The following is a 22,626-nucleotide window of genomic DNA, read 5'->3' on the forward strand; positions in this document are numbered from 1 at the left end:
CGCCATCGCCCCTCCCCCACCGGCTCTCATCCCGTCGGCGGCCCCTCCGCCACCAGCTTCCCTCCCCCCGCTCCGCCCTCCGGCCCCAGGTCGATCAGCCAGTCCGAGGCGTGGGCGATGTCGAGGTTGTGTTCGATGGTGATGACCGAGTGGCCGGTGTCGACAAGGCGTTGGAGTACGGCGAGGAGGCGTGCGGTGTCGGCCGAGTGGAGGCCGGTGGTGGGCTCGTCCAGAAGGTAGAGGGTGCTGCCCGCGGCCTTGCGGCCCAGTTCCTTCGCCAGTTTCAGGCGTTGGGCCTCGCCGCCGGAGAGGGTCGGGGCCGGCTGGCCCAGCGGGAGGTAGCCGAGGCCGACGTCGGACAGGCGGCGCAGCCGGGCCGTGATCGACGGGACGCCGGTGAACATCGCCAGGGCCTCGTCCACCGTCGCGTCCAGCACCTCGGCGATGTCGTGCCCGTCGTGCCGCACCGCCAGCACCTCCGGCCTGAAGCGCCGGCCGCGGCAGCCCGGGCACCTCACCTCCACCGGAGGCAGGAAGTGCATGTGGACCGACAGCACACCGGCGCCCTCGCAGCGCTCGCAGCGGCCGCCGGGGACGTTGAAGGAGAAGGCGCCGGGAGTCAGCCGCCCTTTGGAACGGGCCGCGAACGCCTCCCTGATCGGCGTGAACACATCCGAGTAGGTCGCCGCGTTCGAGCGCGGCAGCCGGCTGATCGGCTCCTGGTCGATGGCCACCACCTTGCCCAGGTGCTCCCAGCCGTCGATCCCGTCGTGCTCGCCGGGCCGCTCCCCCGCACCGTGGAAGCGCCTGCGCGCGGCCCGGCCCAGGATGTCCAGGAGCAGGGTCGACTTGCCCGATCCGGACGGTCCGGTGACGGTGACCAGGCGGCCGAGCGGTATCCGTACGGTGAGGTCCTTGAGGTTGTGCTCGCGCGCCCCGCGGATCACCAGCGCCCGGTCGGCGTTCCCTCGCCGCTTCGACTCCGGCGCCGACAGCCGGCCCGACAGATACGCCCCCGTCACCGAGCCCACGGCACCCGTGACCGGCTCCGCGGCCCCCGCCCGCGCCACCTCCTCCGGCGTCCCCTGGGCCACGATCCGCCCGCCGGCCCGGCCCGCGCCCGGACCGACGTCCACCACATGGTCCGCCGCTCGCAGCACATCCAGGTCGTGCTCGATCACCAGCACCGTGTTGCCCAGGTCCCGCAGCCTGCGCAGCACGTCGACCAGGCGGGCGGTGTCGGTGGGGTGGAGCCCCATGGTCGGCTCGTCCAGGACGTACAGCACTCCTGTGAGGCCGGAGCCCAGCAGCGCGGCCAGCCGCAGCCGTTGCGACTCGCCCGCGGAGAGGCTCGGTGTGGGCTGGTCCAGGGTCAGATAGCCGACGCCGACGTCGACCAGCCGCCGTACCCGCTCCACCAGGTCGGCGACGACCGGCTCCACGAACGGCCACTCGTCCGGGGAGACCCGCTCGCGCAACCCGCCCAGCCAGGCGGCGAGTTCGTCGAGGGAGGTGTGGGCCGCCTCGACGATGGTCAGGCCGTGCACGGTGACCGCCCGGCTCTCCGCCCGCAGCCGGGCGCCCCCGCACTCCCCGCAGACCTCCTTCACCAGCGCCTGCTTCTCCGTGCGCTCCCGGTACTCGGTGTCCTCGATGCGCTCGGCGTAGCGCCGCAGCACCGCGGTGGCGACGCCCTCGAAGCGTCCGGCGGTGACGGTGGCGGGCGGCTCGGTGTCCGGGAAGTGGCGGCGGAACTCGGGGCTTTCGACGCCGTGGAGGAGCAAGTCTCGTTCCGGCGAGGTGAGTTGGTCCAGCGGGCGGTCCGTGTCGAAGGTGAAGCCGTAGTGCCGGGCCGCCGCCGCCAGCAACTGCACACTGCGTTCGACGGCCCTGGGGTGCCAGCCGAGTACGGCACCCTGCGCGACCGAGCGCGTTCCGTCGACCAGGCGGCTCACGTCCGCCTGGATCACCTCGCCCAGGCCGGTGCAGGCCGGGCAGGCACCGGCGGGCTTGTTGAAGGAGAAGGAGCCCATCACCAGCTCGGGGACGGGGGTGCCGCAGTGCGGGCAGGGGGCCTGTTCGCCCTCGGAGGCCTCGTCGTCATAGCCGTACTCGTACGTGTGGGACGGCGGGACGTCCTTCCCGCAGCCGGGACACTGCCGTACGCCGATCCTCGACCACAGCAGCCGCAGATAGGTGAAGACCTCGGTGACCGTGCCGACTGTGGAGCGGGGGCTGCGGTTGGTGAGGTGCTGGTCGACGCTGATGGACGGGGACAGACCGGTGATGGAGTCCACGGAGGGGCGGCTGACCAGGCCGGTGACCATGCCCAGCGACTCCATGTACTGCCGCTGGCCCTCCCGGTGGAGGGTGTCGAAGGCGAGGGTGGACTTGCCGGAACCGGAGAGGCCGGTCATGACGACCAGCTTGTTCTTGGGGATCGCGAGGGTGACGTTGTCGAGATTGTGCAGACGGGCGCCGGTGATGCGGATGAAGTCCTCCATGCCTTCAAGTTTTCCATTGAAGTCCTTATTGGGACTTTGGCTGCACTCTCCCCAGGTGACGTGAGAGCAGACACCGCGTAACCTTCAAGTCCCGTGAGGAACGACGACGAACGGCTGCGCCCCGTCGACCTGGCCCGCCTGGCCGGGATCTCGACGCAGCAGGTCCGCAACTACGAGGAGGCGGGCGTCCTGCCGCCGGCCGCGCGCACCGCCTCCGGGTACCGGGCCTTCACGGCCGTGCACCGGCGGGCGCTGCTGGCGTACCGCGCGCTGCTGCGCGGCTTCGGGCCGGTCACCGCGACCGGGGTCATGCGGGCCGTGCACGCCGGTGACGTCCCGGCCGCGCTCGCCCTCGTCGACGCCGCGCACGCCGCGCTGCACGAGGAGCGGACGGCGCTGGGTGCGACCAGCAAGGCCCTGGAGACGCTGACCGAGACGCCGCCGGACGAGTTGCCGCGCTCCGGGCTGCGGATCGGCGAGGTGGCGGCCCTGCTCGGGGTACGGACGTCGGCGCTGCGGGTCTGGGAGGCGGCCGGGCTGATCGCGCCGGAGCGGGAGCGCGTCACGGGGTACCGCGTGTACCGGCCCGTCGACGTCCGTGACGCGCGTCTGATCCACACCCTGCGCCGCAGCCACTACCTCCTGGACCAGATCCGCCCCGTCCTGGACGGGTTGCGCCGGGAGGGCAGCACCGAGGCCCTGCGGGCGGCGATCGTGGCACGTGGCGAGATGCTGACGGCCCGCAGCCGGGCGATGCTGTCCGGCGCGGGTCGCCTGGACGACTACCTGGAGTGCACCGGAGAGTGAGAGGCATGGAGCTCTTGGATCAGGAGACCGCGCGTGCCTGGCTCGGCACCGCCGTCGCCGAGGCACGGGCCGGGCTCGGCGAGGGCGGCATCCCGATCGGCGCCGCGCTGTACGGCCCCGACGGGACCCTCCTCGGCCGCGGGCACAACCGGCGCGTCCAGGACGGCGACCCGTCGACGCACGCGGAGACGGCGGCCTTCCGGGCGGCCGGGCGGCAGCGGTCGTACCGGGGTACGACCATGGTGACCACGCTCTCGCCGTGCTGGTACTGCTCCGGTCTGGTCCGGCAGTTCGGGATCTCCCGGGTGGTGATCGGGGAGGCGGTCACCTTTCACGGCGGGCACGACTGGCTGGCCGAACACGGTGTGCAGATCGTGCTCCTGGACGATCCCGAGTGCGTCGGGATGATGCGCGACTTCATCGAGAACAATCCGGCACTGTGGAACGAGGACATCGGTGAGTAAGCCACGAACGCCCCGCGGCCCCCGCGTCCCGACGATCGACCTGCGCCCCTGGCTCGACGGCGACGCCGAGGCCCGCCGGGCCATCGCCCGCACCGTCGACGAGGCGCTTCAGACCGCCGGATTCCTCCTGGTCACCGGGCACGGCGTGGACCCGTCCCTGCGGGCCCGCATCCGTACGGCCGCCCGCGCCTTCTTCCTGCTCCCCGTCGAGGTCAAGCAGGCGTACGAGGCGAAGGTCGGCGGTCGCGGCTGGCTCGGCCCCGGCGCCGAGGCCAACGGGTACGCGGAGGGCACCGAGACCCCGCCGGACCTGAAGGAGTCGCTGACCTTCGCGACACACGAGCCGTTCGAGGACCCGGCGATCAACGCCGAGTGGTACGCGCCGAACGTCTGGCCGGCGGAGACACCCGGACTCCGACCGCTGTGCGAGGAGTACCTCGCGCGGATGGGTGAGCTGGAGAACCTGCTGCTCTCCCTGCTCGGCGAGGCCCTCGGCCTCGAACCCGACTTCTTCTCACGGCACATGGACCATCCGACGTACGGCTTCAACATCAACTGGTATCCGGGGGCGGAGCTGATCGGCGAGCCGGAACCCGGGCAGTTCCGCATCGGTCCGCACACCGACTTCGGCACGGTGACGATCCTCGACCGGCAGGCGGGCAAGGGCGGGCTGCAGGTCTACACGGACGAGGGCGGGTGGGAGGACGCGCCCTTCGATCCGGCGGCGTTCACCATCAACATCGGGGATCTGATGGCCCGTTGGACGGGTGACCGGTGGCGGTCGGGGCGGCACCGGGTGCTGCCGCCGCCCGCGGACGCGCCGGCCGAGGAGCTGATGTCCCTCGTCTACTTCGGGGAGTGCACACCCGGCACGCGCGTGGAGTCCGTGCCGGCTCCGGTGGGGCGGGTGGCGTACGAGCCGGTCGACTCGCATGTGTATCTGCGTCAGAAGCTGGACTCGATCACCGTCGACTGACCGCCGTCGACGGTTCACCGTCACCCGGGCGCGGTCGGCCGCGCCCGGCGAACCGTTTCTGAGTAAGGGTTGCCTCGTTGGGCGGGATACCACCCGTTCGGGTGTGTCCCCCGCCGAATGGAGCCGCCCGTGCGAATCACCGACATCCAGCGCTGCGACGTCCGGCCCGGACGCCTCGTCGAGTGGACGCTCAGCCCGGCGACCGTCGCGACGGCAGCCGGCCTGCCGGAGGACTCCCGGCCGCCGGCGTACAACCAGGAGTCGCATTTCAGGACCGCCCGGTCCATGCGTGAGGACGGCGTGTCCGCACCGACCTGGATCGGCACCGCCTTCGACATCCCGGGCCGGGCCGACCTCGACGCGCTGGAGGAGGCGTTGCGCGGCTGGACGCTGCGGCACGAGACGCTGCGCAGCGGATTCCGCTGGTCCGGCGAGCCGGGCGACGAAATGCGCCGGTTCACGCTCGACCCCGACGCCGTGTCCCTGCATCGCGTCGAGGTCGGCGACTTCACCGACCGGGCGGACCTGGTCCGGCACCTCCAGGACCGCTTCGACACCACGGCGGACGCCCTGCGCTGGCCCAACCTCATCTACACGGCCGTCGTCCGTGACGACTCGACCAGCGTGTACCTGGCCTTCGACCACAGCAACGTCGACGCCCACTCCATCTACCGCATCCCCGCCGAGATCCACGAGCTCTACGCGGCGGGTGTCGCGGGCCGGACCATGGAGCTCACGCCGACCGGAAGTTACGTCGACTTCTGTGAGATCGAGCGGACGGACGCCGACCGGATCGACGAGAGCCACGACATCGTCGCCCACTGGCGGGAGTTCATCCGCCGCTGCGACGGCAGGATGCCGGCCTTCCCTCTCGACCTCGGCCTGGATCCCGACGGCCCGCTGCCCACCCAGAAGCTCATGCGCGAGCAACTCACGGCCCCGGACACCGCCGCCGCGTTCGAGACGTACTGCCGTCCCTACGGCGGCAGCGCGGTCGGCGTCCTGGCCGCAACCGCCCTCATCGTCCACGAGATCGGCGGAGCGCCCGTCTACCGCACCGTCGTGCCCCTCCACACCCGGGTGAAGTCCCGCTGGTCGGACTCCGTGGGCTGGTACGTGGGCGGTGCCCCCGTCGAGATCCCCATGACCGAGGTCCACGACCTCCCCAGCGCCCTGCGCACGGTGCGCGCCGCGCTGCACGCCAACCGGCACATGGCCCGCATGCCGCTTCCCCGGGTGCTCCGCCTGCTCGGCGCGGACTTCCGCCCGACGTCACCCGACCTGTACTCGACCGTCTCGTATGTCGACACCCGGAGCGTCCCCGGCTCCGAGCACTGGGCCGAGCAGAAGGCGTACGGACTGATCAGAGTGTCGTACGGCGACCAGGTGTGCGCCTGGGTCACCCGGCTCCACGAGGGCCTGTGGTTCGCGGGCCGCTACCCGGACACCGACGTCGCGTACAAGAACATGCGGCTGTACGTCGAACGGCTGCGGGACATCATCGTCTCGACCGTTTCGTAGAGCACCAACCGTGTCGTAAGAGCACCGACCGTTTCGTAAGCACACCGACAGTTTCGTAACCCAACGGACACCACGCGATCTAGTCCGAACCAAGTCCCCCTCCTTACCCTTGAGTTGAGAGCCTGTTGAGAGCCTTTGGGGGGAGGTGCGGGTGGGCACACGGTTGCACGGGCGTGGAGCCCTCTTCGACGCGGACCCCGCCGGCCTCGCCCCACGGCTCGTGGGACTGCGTCCGCACCAGCACCGGACCGCCAAGGTCGAGCATCCGCAGGAACTGCCCCTCGTCGTGCTGACCGGCGCGCGCGGACTCGGCAAGTCGGCGGTGCTGCGGGAGCTGCGGGACGCCTACAAGGGGCACACCCCGGTCGCGCTGATCGACTGTGAGCAGGGCGAGTTCGCGGCCCCGCCGTCCGGGCGGCCCGCCGAGGCATGGTCGCCGGTGTCACAGGCGCTGCTGGTGATCGCCGAGCAGCTCGCCGAGCCGGTGACCGGGGCCGGGCGGATCCAGTTCCCGAGGCTGATGTCGGGGCTGGTCGCGGTGGCCGCGGGCGGCTGGCGGGACGCCGACTCCGAGCGCATACGGCGTGAGGTGGAGCGGATCCTGCTGCTGAACGAGAGCGGGTCGTGGGTCACCGGGTTCGCGGGGCGGTGGGCCGGGCGGGTCGCCGCCAAGGTGGCCGCGGCGGCGACCGGCGGCGGGCCCCTGCTGTCGTCCGCCGTGGAGGCCACGCTGGAGGCGATCTCCGACAGCGTGGTGCACCGGCGCCGGCAGCGGGCGTCCACCTGGTACCGCGACTACCCGAACGCGGGCGGCAACGCGCGGCGCGGACTGATGCTGCTGTCCGACCACTTCCGGGCCGGCGGCACCTCCCGCGAGCACGCCGAGCGGTATCTCGTACGGGCCCTGCTGGCCGACCTCGGCGAGGCGTACGCCGGGATGCTGCCGCGGATGCAGCGGATCGGGCGGCCGCTCGTCCTGCTGGACAACGCGCAGTCCCCGCCCGGCCCTGGGCTCGTCGAGGCCGTGCTGCGGGACCGCGCCGAGGGCCTCGGTGACCAGGTCGTCCTCATCGGCGGCCTGCGCGGTGACCGCCGCCCCGCGCTGCGCAACGCCGTCCACCGCGCCCTGCCCGAGGTCGCCCGGCGCAGCGACTGGACGCCGGATCCGGCCGCCCCCTCCTCGCGGGCGCTGCTCGTCTCGCTGCCGCCGCTCAGCCCCGACGACACCCTGCACATCATCGGCGCGGTATGCGCCGAGGTCGCGGTGCCGCCCCAACTCCCGCACGCCACACACCGGTTGACCGGCGGCAACCCGCTTGGTATCGCCCTGCTCGCCGAGTCCGCCGCCCAGCACCTGCCCGCCGTGGCCTCCCTGGGCGAGCTGCTCACCGCACCCGTACGGCTGCACGAGGACCACGACGGCGAGCCGGCGTACCTCGCGCTCCTGGACCGGCTCGTCCCGGCCGACCGCCTCGACGAGCTGACCGTGCTGGCCGCCGCGCACGACCACGACTCGGCCTGCGCCCTCGCCGACGAGCTCCTGCCGGACGACTTCGGCCCGGCGGACGTACGCGCGCTGCAGACCCGGCTCGTGACGGAGGGGCTGCCCGAGGTGCCTGGGCAGTTCGTCGGGGACCTGTTCGTGCGGACGCTGCTGCTGCTCCGGCTGCATCACGGCGACGCTGACCACGGGCAGTGGCGCAAGGCGCACGAGACGCTGATCGCGTACTACGCCGACGACGGCGACGGCGGTGGCCCCGAGGCCGCGGCCCGCCGGGTCCCGTACCGGCTGCATCATGAACTCGCCCTGGGGGCGGGTGAGCCGGCGGTCGCGTATCTGCGGGACGCCTTCCACACGCAGGACACCCGCGCGTGGCTGCGCTCGCTGCGCTTCATCGCCTCCGCGCCCTACTTCCACGCCCATGACGCCGAAGGCCACGACGCCGACGGCCACGGCTTCACCGGCCACGACGACCGGCGCACCGCGGTCGCCCTCGGCCGCACCGACGCCGGCCACGAGCCGCCCCGGGGCGTGGACGCCGCGCTGCACCTTCGGATACGGCGGCTGCTGCACGCCGTATGGCAGCTGACCGATCCGCTGACGCTGCCCGACGCGAAGGTGTGCGACCGGCTGCGGTTCGAGCTGGAGCAGCTGTCCAATCTGCGGCCCGCGGGCAACGCGCTGCTGTGGCGGGCCTCGCGGGACTGGCCGGAGGACGCGCTCGCCGGGCGGCCCCTGCGGGTGCCGGACGACGACGAGGACGGGGAGGCGTGATGGCCGCAGGTGTCGGGGCGTGGCTGCGGGAGCACGTCTGGGAGATCCCGCTGCGCCGGTACGTCGCCCTGCTGGTCGGCGCCGCGCTGGTGACCGGGTGCGTCCTCGGCGCACGGGTGCTGCTGCACGACGACCGCTCGTGCGCGCCCGGGGTGGTCATGCCCGAGGACGACGACGAGTGCGTGGGCGTGTCGACGTCCGACTACCACTTCGACCGGGACCGGTTCCGCGACACCGTGCGGGCGATCGACCGGGAGAACCGCTCCATCAAGGGCGCCTACGTCACCGTCGCCCTGTTCGAACCCTTCACCGCGTCCGACCCCGACAACCTCAACGACACCCTGCACGAGCTCCAGGGCGCCTACCTCGCGCAGTACCAGGCCAACCACGGCTCCAACGGCGAGTCCCCGGCGATCCGGCTGGTGCTCGCCAACCCGGGCGCGACCGGGAAGCACTGGAAGTACACCGTCGAGGCTCTGGAGCGGATGGCCAAGGGACCGGACCGGCTGCGGGCGGTCACCGGGATAGGGCTGTCCACCGCGAACAACAAGCGGGCCGTCGAGGAGCTGACGCGGCGTGGGATCCCGGTGGTCGGCACCTCCATCACCGCCGACAACCTCGCCAACGGACAGGACGGCGAGGACCCCTACCCCGGGCTCGCCCGCGTCGCCCCCACCAACACCGACGAGGCCCGCGCGCTCACCTTCTTCGCCAAGGTGCGGGCGGGTGAGGCGGTGCTGGTGTACGACAAGCCGGGCGACCCGTACACGACGACGCTGCAGAAGTCGTTCGAGAAGCTGCTGAAGGGGTCGCCGTACCAGCCGTGGGCGTTCACGCCGCCCGCCGACCGCAGCGAGGAGGGCTCCACCGCGAACGACTTCCGGCAGATCACCCACCTCGTCTGCGACACGGCCGAGGAGACCGACACGATCCTGTTCGCCGGACGCCACACCCAGCTGCGCCAGTTCATCAACGCGCTCGGCGAACGCGGCTGCCAGGACCGGGCGTTCACCCTGCTCACCGGCGACGAGGGCTCGTATCTCACCGGCGACAAGGACCTCGACCGGGACGCCCTGAAGCACCAGCTGTCCGTCCGCTACACCGCCCTCGCCCATCCGGACGCCTGGCTGACGAAGAACCCGCCCGCGACCGGCGGCTCCACCGAGGACGCGCGCGTGCTGGCCGAGCTGGTGCGCACGGCGCAGGAGAAGCCGGCGCGGGGCTCGGCGGCGCAGGGCGCGCGGCGGGCCGGGCCCATCGGTCCGGCCGCCCTGGAGGACGGCCAGCTGATCATCGCCTACGACGCCATGACGCTGACCTACCAGGGCATCCGCGAGGCCAAGCCGGACGGCGAGGACGCCCCGACCCTCGCCGACGTCCACGACCAGTGGGAGCTGATGACGGGCTCGCAGCGGGTGAACGGCGCGAGCGGCTGGATCTGCCTGGACAAGCACGGCAACCCCTACGACAAGGCCGTACCGATCGTCGAGGTCACCGCCGAGGGCCGCGCCCGGTTCGTCACCCTGGCGTGGCCGACGGGGAAGCCGCCGGCCAAGGAGTGCCTGCCGCCGGCGTCGTCGTAGCGGTCGCGGGCGGGCTACGGGCGGGCGTCGACCGTCTCGACGAGCTTCTCGAACCGGGCCCGCCAGCGCTGCTCGGAGTGCGCCTCTCCCCGGTACTCGTGGGTGAAGCGCAGAGCGCTGCCCCGGTCCCCGTCCCGCTCCAGATGGAACCGGATCCGGCCGGCGCCCTCCAGCGTGTACTCGGCGACCCGCTCCACGTCCCACGCGGTGACCCGCCCCGCTCCGACATCACGCAGCGTGACCGCACCGCCGAGTCGGGGCTCCAGCACATCGGCGACGGTGAACCAGCCCGCGAGCCCCTCCGGGGTGCTGAACGCCGGCCAGACCGACTCCATCACCCCGGGAAGCCGCACCAGAAAATGCAGGATGTGCGTGTTCCCATGGGTCTGGCTGGCGCCCTGCTCGACGGAACCGGTCATGACACCAGCGTGACCCCGCCGGGGGTGAAACGCACCCCTTGCCTACACCCCGGCGTACGAGTGCTTGCCGGAGACGAAGATGTTGACGCCGTAGTAGTTGAAGAGCCAGCAGCCGAAGGCGATGAGGGCCAGGTAGGCGGCCTTGCGGCCCTTCCAGCCGGCCGTGGCGCGGGCGTGCAGGTAGCAGGCGTAGGCGACCCAGGTGATGAAGGACCAGGTCTCCTTGGGGTCCCAGCCCCAGTAGCGGCCCCAGGCGTCGCCCGCCCAGATGGCGCCCGCGATGATCGTGAAGGTCCACAGCGGGAAGACGGCGGCGTTGACCCGGTAGGAGAACTTGTCGAGGGACGCCGATGCGGGCAGCCGGTCCAGGACGGAGTTCGCGAAACGGCCGGGGGTGCCGCCGTTCGCCAGCTTGTTCTCGTACGAGTCCTTGAACAGGTAGAGCAGCGTGGAGACGGCGCCGACGTAGAACACCGCGCCGCAGAAGATCGCGGTGGAGACGTGGATGTACAGCCAGTACGAGTGAAGGGCGGGAACCAACTGGTCACTGGCGGTGTACAAGACAGTGACGGCGAGGCCGAGATCGAGGAGGACCGTGGTGATCAGGAACAGCCCGAGCCAGCGCACGTTCTTCTTCAGCGCCAGCAGCGCCAGGTACACACCGACGGCGACCGTGGAGAAGGTGATGTTGAACTCGTACATGTTTCCCCACGGCGCCCGCTGCACCGACAGGGCCCGCGTGAGCACACCGCCGAACTCGACCAGGAAGGCGAGGACGGTGAGGGAGATGGCGATACGCCCGTAGAGGTCGCCCTGCTCGTCCCCACCGTGCGCCCCGGGCCCGTCCGGCACGTCCCGCTGCCCGGCCGTGGCCCGCACGACGACCTTCGGCCGCTCCAGTACGGCGGTGGAGCCGCCCTTCTTCACGGTGACGGCGGGCGCCGCGGCCTTGGCTGCCTTCGCCGGGGTGAGCGCGGCGGCCGTGCGGCCGACCTTGCTGCGGCTGCCGAGGAGCCATTCGGCGATGTACGCGAAGAAGGCCAGGGTGTAGACGGCCATCGACGAGTAGATCAGCGTGTTGCTGATGCTCGCGAGGTTTTCGTTGGTGGCGGCGGCCAGCTCGGTCGCGGCGGCGAGAGTCACTTGGTGTCAGCCCCTTCGGCGGGTGCGACTTGGGGGTCGGGGGAAGCTTCGGAATCTGCGGGGTCGTCGTCGGCGTCGGGCGCGCCGGGCGCCTGGTCGTAGAGGATTCCGGCGAGGTCACCCAGTTCCTCGGGCACCTTGGCGGACTCGCTGCGGCCGAGGCCGGCCATCTCGACGACCGTGACACCGTCGTCGCCCTTGACCGCCCGCACCCAGACGCGGCGGCGCTGGATGAACAGGGAGGCGGCAAGGCCGAAGATCGCGGTGAGGGAGCCGGCGAGGGCCCAGCCGCTGGCGGGCTGGCGGGCGACCTGGAAGCCGGCCCACTCCTTGATCTCCTTCTCGAAGGTGACCGTGCCCGCGCCGTTGGGGAGCTTCATGGTCTCGCCGGGCTTCAGGTTCTCCCTGAGCTGCGCGCCCTTGGCGTCCTTGAACCCCTTCAGGTTCTTCTTGTTCAGCTGGTACACGCTCTGCGGGATGCCCGCGTTGACACCGAGTTCGCCGTGGTACGCCTCCAGGTTCAGCACCGGGTTCAGCAGCGCCGGGAACTGCGAAGCGAGCTCGTTGCCCTTGACGTAGGAGGGCAGGAAGAAGGCCTGGAAACCGAGCTGATCCCACTTGCCCTTGGCGTCGCGGTAGCCGTCCATGACCTTGATCGCGCCGGTGGAGGTGACGTTGCCGTCGAGCGGAAGGAGGGGCACGGCGTCCCGGAAGACGACCTCGCCCCTGCCGTCGCGAACCGTGATGACGGGGGCGTAGCCGTGGCTGACGAGGTAGACCTTCGAGCCGCCGATCTCCAGCGGCTCGTTGACCTTGACGGTGGTCTTCTTGTCCTTGCCGTCGGCTCCCACGCTGTAGGTGAGGTCGGCCTCATAGGTGCGCGGGGTGCCCCGGTTGGGACCGCTGACCTCGTAGGTGCCCCTGAAGTTCTTCAGGTTGAAGCTGAACGGGTCCAGGTCGTCCTGGGTGAAGAGGCTGCCGGACTTGAAGTCGTCGTACTGGGTGAGGGTGTTGGAGAACCCGTCGCCCTCGACGACCAGCTTGTTGCCCTCGGATTTGAACAGCTGGCCCCAGGCGAAGGCGACCAGCATCACGATCAGCGCGATGTGGAAGGCGAGGTTGCCGACCTCGCGCAGATACCCCTTCTCGGCGGCGACGGCGTCACCGGAGAGATGGGCGCGGAAGCGGCGCTTCGTCAGCAGGGTGAGCGCGGCCTCGCGGACCTGCTCGGGCTCGGCCTCGGTGCGCCAGGTGGTGTAGGCGGGCAGCCGGGTCAGTCGCCTCGGGGCGCCCGGCGGACGGCCGCGCAGCTGGCCGACGAACTGCCAGGTGCGCGGGACGATGCAGCCGATGAGGGAGACGAACAGCAGGATGTAGATCGCGGAGAACCACACCGAGCTGTAGACGTTGAAGAGGCCGAGCTTGTCGTAGATCGGCGCGAGGGTCTCGTGCGTCTTGCGGAAGTCGGCGACCTTGGTCTCGTCGATGCCGGTCTGCGGGATGAGCGAGCCGGGGATCGCGCCGAGCGACAGCAGCAGGAGCAGCAGCAGCGCGACCCGCATCGAGGTGAGCTGCCGCCAGAACCAGCGGGCCCAGCCGATGACGCCGAGGGACGGCAGGTTGGCGATCTCCTCGGCGGGGGCGGTGGAGAGCTGGGAGCCGGCGGCGTCCAGTTCCTCCTCACCGGTGGCCGGGGCGGCCTTGTCGGTCGTGTTGCTCATCGATCAGATCCCCACAGTGAAGCCGTTGGACCAGACCTGCATCTCCTGCACGATGCGGTCCCAGGCGCCGGTGAGCAGCAGCACACCGGTCGCGATCATCATCGTGCCGCCGATGCGCATCACCCAGACGTAGTGGCGCTTGACCCAGGCGAAGGCGCCGAGGGCCTTGCGGAAGGCTACGGCAGCGAGCACGAAGGGGACGCCGAGGCCCAGGCAGTAGGCGACGGTGAGTATGGCGCCGCGGCCCGCGCTCGCCTCGTTGTAGGACAGCGCGATCACCGAGGTCAGCGTCGGGCCGAGGCAGGGCGTCCAGCCGATGCCGAACAGCGCGCCGAGGAAGGGCGCGCCGATCAGCCCGGTCACGGGCCGCTTGTGGAAGCGGAACTCGCGCTGGGTCATCCAGGGCATCAGGCCCATGAAGAAGACGCCCATGAGGATCATGAGGACGCCCAGCACCTTGGACAGGACGTCCTTGTGGTCCTGCAGCGAGTCGCCGAAGTAGCCGAACAGCGCTCCGCTGGAGACGAACACCGCGGTGAAGCCGAGCACGAACAGGGAGGCACCCGCGACCATCCGTCCGCGCCGGGCCTCGGCCAGATCCGTACCGGTGACCCCGGTGACGTAGGAGAGATAGCCGGGGACCAGCGGCAGTACGCAGGGGGAGAAGAAGGAGACGAGGCCGCCGAGCAGCGCGATGGGCAGGGCGAGCAGCAGAGCGCCGCTCATCACCGTCTGGTTGGGGCCGGCGGCCTCGGCCAGCGTGGACAGTGCGCTCACGTCACTTCTCCGCGAGGACGGGCTTGATCATGCTGCGCAGTGTCTCCTCGCTGAGGGGCGCCAGCGCACGCGCGGCGATCTTTCCCTTCCGGTCGATGACCAGCGTGGAGGGGATCGCCTGCGGGTTGAGCGTGCCCTTGCCGAAGCGGAGCATCTGCTTGCCCGTGGGGTCGTACAGGCTCGGGTAGGTGACCCCGAACTCCTTCTCGAAGGCCTTCGCGGGGGTGGTGCTGGTGTCCCGGGTGTTGATGCCGACGAACTCGACACCCTGGCCCTTGACGTCGTCGTAGACGGTCTGGAAGTTCTTCGCCTCGGCCCGGCACGGTGGGCACCAGGATCCCCATACGTTGATGACGAGGATCTTGCCCTTGTAGTCGGCGGTGTCGAGCTGCTTGCCGTCGATGGTCTCGCCGGACAGGGCCGGCGCCACGGAGCGCTTGCCCTGGGCCGCGGTGTCGATGCCGTTGCTGCCGGGGACGAAGTTGGTGTCGCCGCCACCGCCCGACATACCGCCGGAACTGCACGCGGAGAGGGTCAGCGCGGCGACGGCGGCGCTGGTGATGGCCAGGACGGCGACACGACTTCGGACGCTACGGGCACTCATGTGAAAAGTTTCGCATGCCCGTTCTGGGGATCTTGCCCACCCCCCTCGCGGACGTGAACCCGCATTTCAGGCGGCGTTCTGCGTACCCATGGAGGAGCCGCTGGAGGAACCGGTGGAGGTGCTCGCGGAGCCGCCCTTCATGAACGTCTTCCAGCCGCCGGCCGGCTGCTGCCCGACCTCCAGGGTCCGCAGCTTGGCGAGCACCTCGGGCTTCTGTACGTCCATCCAGTCAACGAACTGCCGGAAGGAGACGAGCCGGATGTCGGCCCCCTTCTCCTTCTCCTGCGCGATGTGCTTGAGGGCGGCCTCGACGGCGTCCATGTAGATGCCGCCGTTCCACTGCTCGAAGTGGTTGCCTATGAAGAAGGGTGCGCGGTTTGTCTCGTATGCCCGCTTGAATCCCTGGATGTACGCCTGCGACGACTGCTCACGCCAGCCCGGGTAGTTGTGGGCGGGCGCCTTCGTCGAGTTGATCGACTGGTTGGCCAGCATGTTGTAGTCCATGGAGAGGACCTCGAAGGAGCGCCCGGGGAAAGGTATCTGCTGCAACGGCAGATCCCACAGCCCCTGCTTCTTCTGCGGCCACACCTGACGGCCGCCGGGCGAGGAGGCGTCGTAACGCCAGCCGAGCTCCTTGGCGGTGGGCAGCAGGTTGTCCTGGCCGAGGAGGCAGGGCGTGCGGCCGCCGACGAGCTCCTTGTCGTAGTCGAAGGGCAGGGACGGCAGGTCGGTCCAGCCGGTGTTGGTCCGCCACTTCTTCACGAAGTCCTTGGCCTGCTGGATCTCGCTGCGCCACTGCTTGGGCGTCCAGTTGCCGACGGTGCCGTTGCCGCCGCAGAAGTGGCCGTTGAAGTGGGTGCCTATCTCGTGCCCTTCGAGCCAGGCGCGCCGGACGTTCGTCAGTGTCGCCTTGACGTGCTCGTCGGTGAGGTAGCCGATGTCGGAGGCGCCGACCGGGTTGTTCGGCGGGTTGTAGAGCCGCTTCTTCGACTCGGGGAGCAGATACAGCCCCGAGAGGAAGAAGGTCATGTGCGCGTCGTTCTCCTTGGCGAGGTCGAGGAAGCGCGGGAAGAGGCCGTTGCCCACCTCACCGGCGCCGTCCCACGAGAAGACCACGAACTGCGGCGGCTCCTGACCGGGCTCCAGAGGCTGGGGCTTGGCCGGCTGCCTGGGCTGCTTGCCGGTGTAGGAGGTGGAGCCGTCACCGATGGGGCGGGCGCGGTTGGTCTGGGTCCCGGGCTTGTTGCCTTCGCCGCCTTCGGAACCTTCGGACCCCTTCGACCCCTCTGACGAGGTGAGGGTTCCGCAGCCGGCCAGCCCGACGGCGGCGGCCGTGCCGACACCGAGTCCTATAAGTCCCCTCCGGGTGACATTGCGCATTCCTGCCCCATCCGTCGTGCTCTCTCGTGGTCACCCAGTCAGAGGGCACGACGAACAGGGAGGTTCCTCCGGATCTCGGAGGATTCGAAACAAATGTCACAAACGCGTCTTAAAAGCCCATGTGGGGCAACCCGCCCAGGACAACGGGATCAGGCACCGCCATAACGGGATCAGGCACTGCCATCAGGCACCGTCACGAGACCCTGCCATCAGGCGCCGAAGGCCTTGTCCTTCCCCTTCACCGGCTTGGCACCGGCGCGGAGATGGGCGGGCACCAGATCGATGGCGGGCTCGGTGTACCCGACGGAAACGATCCTGTCGCCCTGGAACGTGAAGGTCGTCAGGGACGCGAGCGTGCACTGCCGCTTGCGCGGGTCGTGCCACAGCCGCCGCTTCTCGACGTAGCTGCGCACGATCCAGATCGGCAGCTGATGACTGACCAGCACGGCCTCGTGCCCACGCGCGGCGTCCTTGGCGGCACTCAGCGCACCCATCATCCGGATGACCTGGTCGACGTACGGCTCGCCCCAGGACGGCTTGAAGGGGTTGACGAGATGCTTCCAGTTCTCCGGCTTCTTCAGCGCCCCGTCGCCCACGCCGAAGGTCTTGCCCTGGAAGACGTTGTCGGCCTCGATGAGCCGCCCGTCGGTCGCGAGGTCCAGCCCGTGCGCCTTGGCGATCGGGGTCGCGGTCTCCTGCGCACGCTCCAGCGGGGAGGCGCAGACGTGGGTGACATCGCGGGAGGCGAGGTGCTCGGCGACCCGGTCGGCCATCTGCCGCCCGAGCTCGGAGAGGTGGTAGCCGGCGAGACGGCCGTAGAGGATCCCGTCCGGGTTGGCGACCTCGCCGTGCCGCATGAGGTGGACGACGGTGATGTCGCTGTCGCTCGTGTGGATGTCGCCGTGGATGTCGCTGTGGATGTCGTTGCTCATGCCGCCGTGGCCTCCGCCGCCGCTCGGGCCGCCGCCGGGAGGGCGTCGGCGATCCGCTGGACGGCCTGCTCGTCGTGTGCCGTGGAAACGAACCAGGACTCGAAGGACGAGGGCGGCAGATAGACGCCCTGCGCCAGCATCGAGTGGAAGAAGGCGGTGAAGCGGAAGGAATCCTGCCGCTTGGCGTCCTCGTAGTTGCGGACCTCACGGTCCGTGAAGAACACGGAGAACATGTTGGAGGCGTTCTGCAGCCGGTGCGCGACGCCTTCCTTGGTGAGGGCCTCGGTGACGAGGGACTGGATCTGCGCGGAGACGGCGTCGACGGCGTCGTACGCGGCCTCGTCGAGGAGCCGCAGCTGAGCGAGGCCGGCCGCGGTGGCGACCGGGTTCCCGGAGAGGGTGCCGGCCTGGTAGACGGGCCCGGCGGGTGCGAGGTGGGCCATCACATCGGCGCGCCCACCGAAGGCGGCGGCGGGGAACCCGCCCCCCATGACCTTGCCGAAGGTCATGAGGTCGGGCTTGACTCCGTCGACCCCGTACCACCCGGCACGGCTGGTACGGAACCCGGTCATGACCTCGTCGGAGATGAAGAGGGCGCCGTTCTTGCGGCAGGCGTCCTTCAGTCCCTCGTTGAAACCGGGCTGCGGCGGGACGACGCCCATGTTGCCGGGCGAGGCCTCGGTGATCACGCAGGCGATCTCACCGGGGTAGCGGTGGAAGGCCTCGTGCACGGACTCCAGGTCGTTGTAGGGCAGGACGATGGTGTCGCCGGCCTGGGCACCGGTGACGCCCGGGGTGTCGGGCAGCGCGAAGGTGGCGACGCCGGACCCGGCCGCGGCGAGCAGCGAGTCGACATGCCCGTGATAGCACCCGGCGAACTTGATCACCTTGGACCGCCGGGTGAACCCGCGGGCGAGCCGGATGGCGGACATGGTGGCCTCGGTGCCGCTGGAGACGAGCCGCACCTGGTCGACGGGCTCGATCCGGCCGACGATCTCCTCGGCGAGTGCGACCTCGCCCTCCCCCGGCGTACCGAAGGAAGTGCCGCGGGAGACGGCGTCCTGGACGGCGGCGATGACCTCGGGGTGGGAGTGCCCGAGGATCATGGGTCCCCAGGAGCAGACGAGGTCGACGTACTCGCGCCCGTCGGCGTCGGTCAGGTACGGACCGGTGCCGGACACCATGAACCGGGGCGTCCCGCCCACGGCCCGGAAGGCGCGCACCGGGGAGTTCACGCCGCCGGGCGTGACGGCGGCCGCACGGTCGAACAGAGCCTGCGAGGCAGGCGCATCGTATGGATAGGGCGTTCCTGAAGAGGGCGCTTCACTCATGACCTGCGACTACTCCGACCTTCTCTGACCTTCTCCGATGATCTCGGACTCCGGTTCCCAGTGACCTCCTCAGGGTAGGCCAGGGGGCGGCGGGGGCAGGGGGCGGCGGGGGTGCGCCGGGCAGGGCCGAGGGGGACTGACGGCTGACCGCTGACCGCTGACGGCTGACCGCTGACCGCTGACCGCTGACCGCTGACCGCTGACGGCTGACGGCTGACGGCTGACGGCTGACGGCTGACGGCTGACGGCTGACGGCTGACGGCTGACGAGAGTATGTGCCCGGCCGGGCCGGCGGCCGGCCGGTGCTGATCGGGGCCGGGCCTCCCGAGCGCCCCGCTCCCCCGCCCGCCCCGTCCGTCCTACCGTGCGCCACCCTCCTCCCTCCCCTCGCCCGCGCCCCCCACTCCCCTTCGCCCCCGTTCCCTGCCGGGGATCTGCGAGACTGGACGTGATACACACAGCTCATGCGGGGTGTGTTGGTCAGGGACTGAAAAGATCCCGCGGACAGGTGTTTCAGCGCACGTTTCGGCGGGCGGCCGCGGGGGAGGTCACTGACACGATGATCGGGTTGCGCGGCGGGGGCCACGCGTCCTAGAAAAGCAGTCGGGTGGAGATATGCATCGCGGTGGCGGACTGGGCGAGGGGACTGATGACCTGGGTCCTCGACGTGCCCGGCGGGGAAGGCACCGGCGAGACGCGGAGGATTCGAACGAAGCACGGCAGGGACACGTAGTACCGGATATGCCGGGTGTACCGAATGAGTCAGAGCGGGCGGCCGATCGACGTGTCGATCGGCTGAGGTCGAGCAGGAATGGTGGTCGGGTGGGGGTGACGTACAAGTACTTCGGCGCGCCCGACGGCGCAACCGCGGCCCGCGTCCCGATCTCGATGCGCCCCGAAGAACTCGGCGGCGACGAGCTCGGCATGAACGGCATGTTCACCAAGATCAAGCCGGAGACGATGGCCGCGATGGTCCTCACCGGCATCGAGGGCGTCCCCCTGCACAAGGTCCCCCCGCTGGAACTGGTCGTCCTTCACCCCGACTACGCGGTGGTCAAGCTGCCGATGACGGTGGTGGACCCGCTGCGGGGCATAGGAGAGGAAGCGGTGGGCGCGGCCGCTTTCATCTGGTCGACGGTGCCGGACCGGGGTGGGCCCCGGGATGCGTTCAACGTGTACCAGTTGCTGCACGAGTGGCAGGACTTCAGCCACCGCCTTCATGAGGCGGGGCATCAGCCGTATTGCCTTGTGTGGCCCTGATTCGAGGTTTCGCCGGTAGCGGTCGCAGGCCGTTCAGCCGGTAGCGGGCGGGGGTTTTCGGGCCCCGCCCTTGTCATGTGTCGAGGGCTGACAGTGGCTGTCTCAAGCGCAATTACGAGACAAGGCGGCTGTCGAACCCTGCCCGCACAAGTCGCTCGTAGGCGCCGTACACGACCGCCGGCACCTCCTGCTCGACGGCGAAGCCAAGCCTCGGGTACTCGATCACCCGTTGCAGATCGCCCACGAGCATGTCCACGACGAGCCGCTCGTCACCGATGGACCTGATGTACGCGTCCAACTCCAGCGGCTCGGAGGCACAGACGACCTCCACCTCGGGCCACAACCGGCGGCAGGTCGCGTACGAGCGGCGCTCCATGTACGGCTTCGAGACCAGCAGCAGCGACTCGACCGCGATGCCGGCCTCGGCCAGCAGCTCGCGGGAGAACGTGATGTTCTGGCCGGTGTTGGCCGCCTTCGGCTCGACCAGGATCGCCTCGTCCGGCACCCCCAGGCTCAGGGCGTGCTCGCGGTAGTGCACGGCCTCGCCGCGCGGGAAGCGGGCAAGCGTAGTGGGGCTGTTGCCGCCGCTGAAGACCATGACCGGGAAAAGGCCCTCGCGGTACAGGTCTGCGGCCGTGGTGGCCACTCCCAGGTCGTGGCTGCCCAGTCCGATCGCCGCCGAGCAGGGCCGCTGTTCGTGGTCCATCTGGTGGTAGTTCCAGATCAGCGTCGCGTCGTGGAACTGCTCGTCGGTCATGGGACGCTGCTCGTAGTGCGGCACTGACACTCCCTGGCTGATCCCTGCCGGCCCTTTCGGATGCCCTCGATGCTGCGCGGCCGGTGGCTCGGCCCGTGCTGCCGGGCCACCTGTGCCGCCTGGCCGAGGACGAGCAGCCCATCATTCCGGGTCGCCGTATCGAACGCGGCGAGTGGCGTCTGCCCCGTCGGCTACCGTCCCCCCATGGCTGACGTGCGGTTGACGACCTCCTCCTATCTCGTGCTCGGGATCATCGACAAGCTGGGCGAGGCGAGTGCGTACGACGTGAAGGTGGAGGCGGCTCGGACGGTGGCGCCCTTCTGGTCGGTGCCGCACGCGCAGGTGTACGCGCAGTGCGACCGGCTGCTGGACGGGGGGCTGTTGGCGCAGGTGCGGCGGGAGAGCGGGCGTAATCGGAGAGTGCTGGCGCTCACGGAGCGGGGGCGGGACGCCCTGCACGAGTGGCTCAGCGACCCGGCGTTCGTGCCGGTGGAGGCCAGGGAGCGCGGCATCCTCAAGCTGTGGTTCGGGGGGCGGCCGGAGGTGCTGGCCCCGGTGCAGGTGGACGAGCACCGGCAGACGCTGCGGTCGTACGAGGAACTCGCCGAGGAGGTCGGGGAGTTGCTGACGTCCGGGCAGCGCGAGGCGCTGGAGTTCGGGATCCGTTACGAGCGGATGATGGTCGATTTCTGGGACTGGGTGCGGCACCGGGAGGAACGCACGACCACCGATTCCTGACGACCCCCGACCAGACCGCTTCCCTGACGACCCCCGACAAGACCGCTTCCCTGACGATCCCCGACCACACCGGTTCCCGACCACGACCGCACCGATTCCCGACCACACAGATTCCTGACGAATCCCGACCGCGATGAACCGTTGACCTCTGCGGCGACCCTCTCTACCGTCTCGATAGTCCAGTCTGGACTATCGGTCGGCCGTGCAGCGGCCAGGAGCAGGAGGTCGCCGTGCGTCGTCCGACGAGCAGCGCCTGGCGCCGTGGCGCGGCGATCGCGGTGACCGTGATGTGCGTCGCCTACGCGCCGGTCGCGATGACCGAGCTGTGGCCGTACGCCAGCCCGGGCGCCCCGGCGTTCGGCGAGTGGCTGCTGGCCCGCACCGTCTCGCCGCGCTATGTCGCCGACGCCCTGGCCACCCGCGTCGAGCCCTACCGGAACAGCCTGCTGCCGATGATCGTGCACTCGGTGCTCGGCGGGCTGCTCATGCTGCTCGGCCCCGCGCAGCTGCTGACGGCGGCGCGGCGGCGTACGCGGCTGCATCGCGTGCTCGGTGTGGTCTTCGCCGTCACCGTGTACGCCTCGATGGCGGGCGCCGGACTCTATCTCGCCCGTACCGCTCCCGAGGACGCCTTCAGCGGGGCGGCCTTCTGGATCGTGCTCGCCACGATCCTGGTCGGCACCGTGCTGAGCGTGACCTTCGGAATCCTCGCCGCCGTCGGCGGGTTCCCGGACCTGCACCAGCGGTGGATGCTGCTCTGCTACGGCTTTCTGCTGACCGCGCCCCTGCTGCGCCTGGAGTGGGGCGGGCTGCCGTTGCTGCTGCCGGGGCTGTCCATGGCCGAGATCAACCAGGTGGCGATCATGCACCTGGGGTCGGTGGTGGCGTTCGGCGCGCTCATCGCCTCGCGCACCCTCGACCGGCGTACGGCGGTCGACGGGGTGTCCGGGTCCTGGGCGCCGCTGCCGGTGCTGGCCGCGGCCCACCTCGCCGGCGCCGCCGCACTGGCCTGGATCGTGCGTTCGTACCTGGACTTCGGGCCGGTGGGGCGGCGACTGCTGGTGGCCTACCTGGTGCCGTACGCCGTCACCTACGCCGTCATGGCCGTCGGCGCCCGGCGTGCGGGACGGCAGGGCCGCACCTGGGCCCGGGAGGAGTGGCGGCTGCATCTGACGGCACTGTGCCTGGCCCCGGTGCTGTCGGTCGGAGCGGTCCCGGTCTTCGAGCGCACTCTTCACCTCGACCACCACACGGCACTGTCCGCCGGCCTCGCCATCGGCTGCGGCATCCTCGCCACCGCGGCGACATCAGTGGTGAGCCTGCGCGTCATGTACGCCCGTGAGCTGCGCAAACGGACCGCCTCAGCCCCTGCTGTCGCCCCGCCGTCCCCTGTCTCTTCCGTCTCTTCCGTCTCCTCCCCTGTCCAGTGACCTC

19 protein-coding genes are annotated in these 22,626 nt (G+C 70.4%); 9 read left to right on the plus strand and 10 right to left on the minus strand.

The genetic code is table 11. The features are described 5' to 3' along the window. Positions 1–26: 26 nt before the first annotated feature. Entirely contained in the window at positions 27–2,504 is a 2,478-nt protein-coding gene (uvrA, locus tag POF73_RS10675; protein ID WP_272114336.1) for an excinuclease ABC subunit UvrA, read from the minus strand. A 93-nt stretch (positions 2,505–2,597) separates the two neighbouring features. Between uvrA and POF73_RS10680 the strand changes: the two genes are divergently transcribed. The 6 genes from POF73_RS10680 to POF73_RS10705 all read left to right on the plus strand — a co-directional run bounded on the left by POF73_RS10680 (position 2,598) and on the right by POF73_RS10705 (position 10,130). Next, positions 2,598–3,311 (plus strand): MerR family transcriptional regulator, encoded by a 714-nt coding sequence (locus tag POF73_RS10680; protein ID WP_272114337.1) that lies wholly within the window; start codon positions 2,598–2,600, stop codon positions 3,309–3,311. Between the two features lie 5 nt (positions 3,312–3,316). After that, on the plus strand, positions 3,317–3,775 hold the full coding sequence (locus POF73_RS10685) for a nucleoside deaminase (RefSeq protein ID WP_272114338.1): 459 nt from the start codon (positions 3,317–3,319) through the stop codon (positions 3,773–3,775). Continuing rightward, positions 3,768–4,751: an isopenicillin N synthase family dioxygenase gene (locus POF73_RS10690; protein WP_272114339.1), complete on the plus strand. Its 984-nt coding sequence runs from the start codon at positions 3,768–3,770 to the stop codon at positions 4,749–4,751. Before POF73_RS10685 ends, POF73_RS10690 begins: the two co-directional genes overlap by 8 nt. A 129-nt stretch (positions 4,752–4,880) precedes the next feature. Then, a complete protein-coding gene (locus POF73_RS10695; RefSeq protein WP_272114340.1) occupies positions 4,881–6,272 on the plus strand; it encodes a condensation domain-containing protein in 1,392 nt (463 codons plus the stop codon). A gap of 145 nt (positions 6,273–6,417) precedes the next feature. After that, positions 6,418–8,547 (plus strand): hypothetical protein, encoded by a 2,130-nt coding sequence (locus tag POF73_RS10700; RefSeq protein ID WP_443049476.1) that lies wholly within the window; start codon positions 6,418–6,420, stop codon positions 8,545–8,547. Further along, a complete protein-coding gene (locus POF73_RS10705; protein WP_272114342.1) occupies positions 8,547–10,130 on the plus strand; it encodes a hypothetical protein in 1,584 nt (527 codons plus the stop codon). Before POF73_RS10700 ends, POF73_RS10705 begins: the two co-directional genes overlap by 1 nt. 14 nt (positions 10,131–10,144) lie before the next feature. Here the strand turns inward: POF73_RS10705 and POF73_RS10710 are convergent, their stop codons facing one another. The 8 genes from POF73_RS10710 to hemL all read right to left on the minus strand — a co-directional run bounded on the left by POF73_RS10710 (position 10,145) and on the right by hemL (position 18,437). Then, positions 10,145–10,549, minus strand: a complete 405-nt coding sequence (locus POF73_RS10710; protein ID WP_272114343.1) for an SRPBCC domain-containing protein — start codon at positions 10,547–10,549, stop codon at positions 10,145–10,147. 42 nt (positions 10,550–10,591) lie between these two features. After that, the gene (gene ccsB / locus POF73_RS10715) at positions 10,592–11,692 is read right to left on the minus strand and encodes a c-type cytochrome biogenesis protein CcsB (protein WP_272114344.1); all 1,101 of its coding nucleotides are present in this window, start codon (positions 11,690–11,692) and stop codon (positions 10,592–10,594) included. Further along, the gene (gene resB / locus POF73_RS10720) at positions 11,689–13,413 is read right to left on the minus strand and encodes a cytochrome c biogenesis protein ResB (RefSeq protein WP_272114345.1); all 1,725 of its coding nucleotides are present in this window, start codon (positions 13,411–13,413) and stop codon (positions 11,689–11,691) included. The genes ccsB and resB overlap by 4 nt, the downstream gene beginning before the upstream one ends. A 3-nt stretch (positions 13,414–13,416) precedes the next feature. Then, on the minus strand, positions 13,417–14,190 hold the full coding sequence (locus POF73_RS10725) for a cytochrome c biogenesis CcdA family protein (protein WP_384761587.1): 774 nt from the start codon (positions 14,188–14,190) through the stop codon (positions 13,417–13,419). Position 14,191: 1 nt separating this feature from the next. After that, entirely contained in the window at positions 14,192–14,794 is a 603-nt protein-coding gene (locus tag POF73_RS10730; protein ID WP_272114346.1) for a TlpA family protein disulfide reductase, read from the minus strand. A 66-nt stretch (positions 14,795–14,860) separates the two neighbouring features. After that, a complete protein-coding gene (locus POF73_RS10735; protein ID WP_272114347.1) occupies positions 14,861–16,174 on the minus strand; it encodes a hypothetical protein in 1,314 nt (437 codons plus the stop codon). A 209-nt stretch (positions 16,175–16,383) separates the two neighbouring features. Continuing rightward, the gene (locus tag POF73_RS10740) at positions 16,384–17,106 is read right to left on the minus strand and encodes a histidine phosphatase family protein (RefSeq protein WP_272114348.1); all 723 of its coding nucleotides are present in this window, start codon (positions 17,104–17,106) and stop codon (positions 16,384–16,386) included. Continuing rightward, a complete protein-coding gene (hemL, locus tag POF73_RS10745; RefSeq protein WP_272114349.1) occupies positions 17,103–18,437 on the minus strand; it encodes a glutamate-1-semialdehyde 2,1-aminomutase in 1,335 nt (444 codons plus the stop codon). The genes POF73_RS10740 and hemL overlap by 4 nt, the downstream gene beginning before the upstream one ends. Positions 18,438–19,259: 822 nt before the next feature. On the opposite strand from hemL, the gene POF73_RS10750 reads away from it, so the two are divergent. Then, positions 19,260–19,697 (plus strand): hypothetical protein, encoded by a 438-nt coding sequence (locus POF73_RS10750; RefSeq protein ID WP_003974483.1) that lies wholly within the window; start codon positions 19,260–19,262, stop codon positions 19,695–19,697. Between the two features lie 112 nt (positions 19,698–19,809). Here the strand turns inward: POF73_RS10750 and POF73_RS10755 are convergent, their stop codons facing one another. Beyond that, complete coding sequence (locus tag POF73_RS10755; protein WP_272114351.1) at positions 19,810–20,454, minus strand: YdcF family protein; 645 nt, start codon at positions 20,452–20,454, stop codon at positions 19,810–19,812. Positions 20,455–20,658: 204 nt separating this feature from the next. Between POF73_RS10755 and POF73_RS10760 the strand changes: the two genes are divergently transcribed. After that, entirely contained in the window at positions 20,659–21,192 is a 534-nt protein-coding gene (locus tag POF73_RS10760; RefSeq protein ID WP_272114353.1) for a PadR family transcriptional regulator, read from the plus strand. A 230-nt stretch (positions 21,193–21,422) separates the two neighbouring features. Continuing rightward, on the plus strand, positions 21,423–22,622 hold the full coding sequence (locus POF73_RS10765; RefSeq protein ID WP_272114354.1) for a DUF2306 domain-containing protein: 1,200 nt from the start codon (positions 21,423–21,425) through the stop codon (positions 22,620–22,622). Positions 22,623–22,626: the final 4 nt, after the last annotated feature.

The sequence above is a fragment of the Streptomyces sp. HD genome (genome assembly GCF_028369295.1).
In the GTDB taxonomy this organism is placed as follows: Bacteria; Actinomycetota; Actinomycetes; order Streptomycetales; family Streptomycetaceae; genus Streptomyces.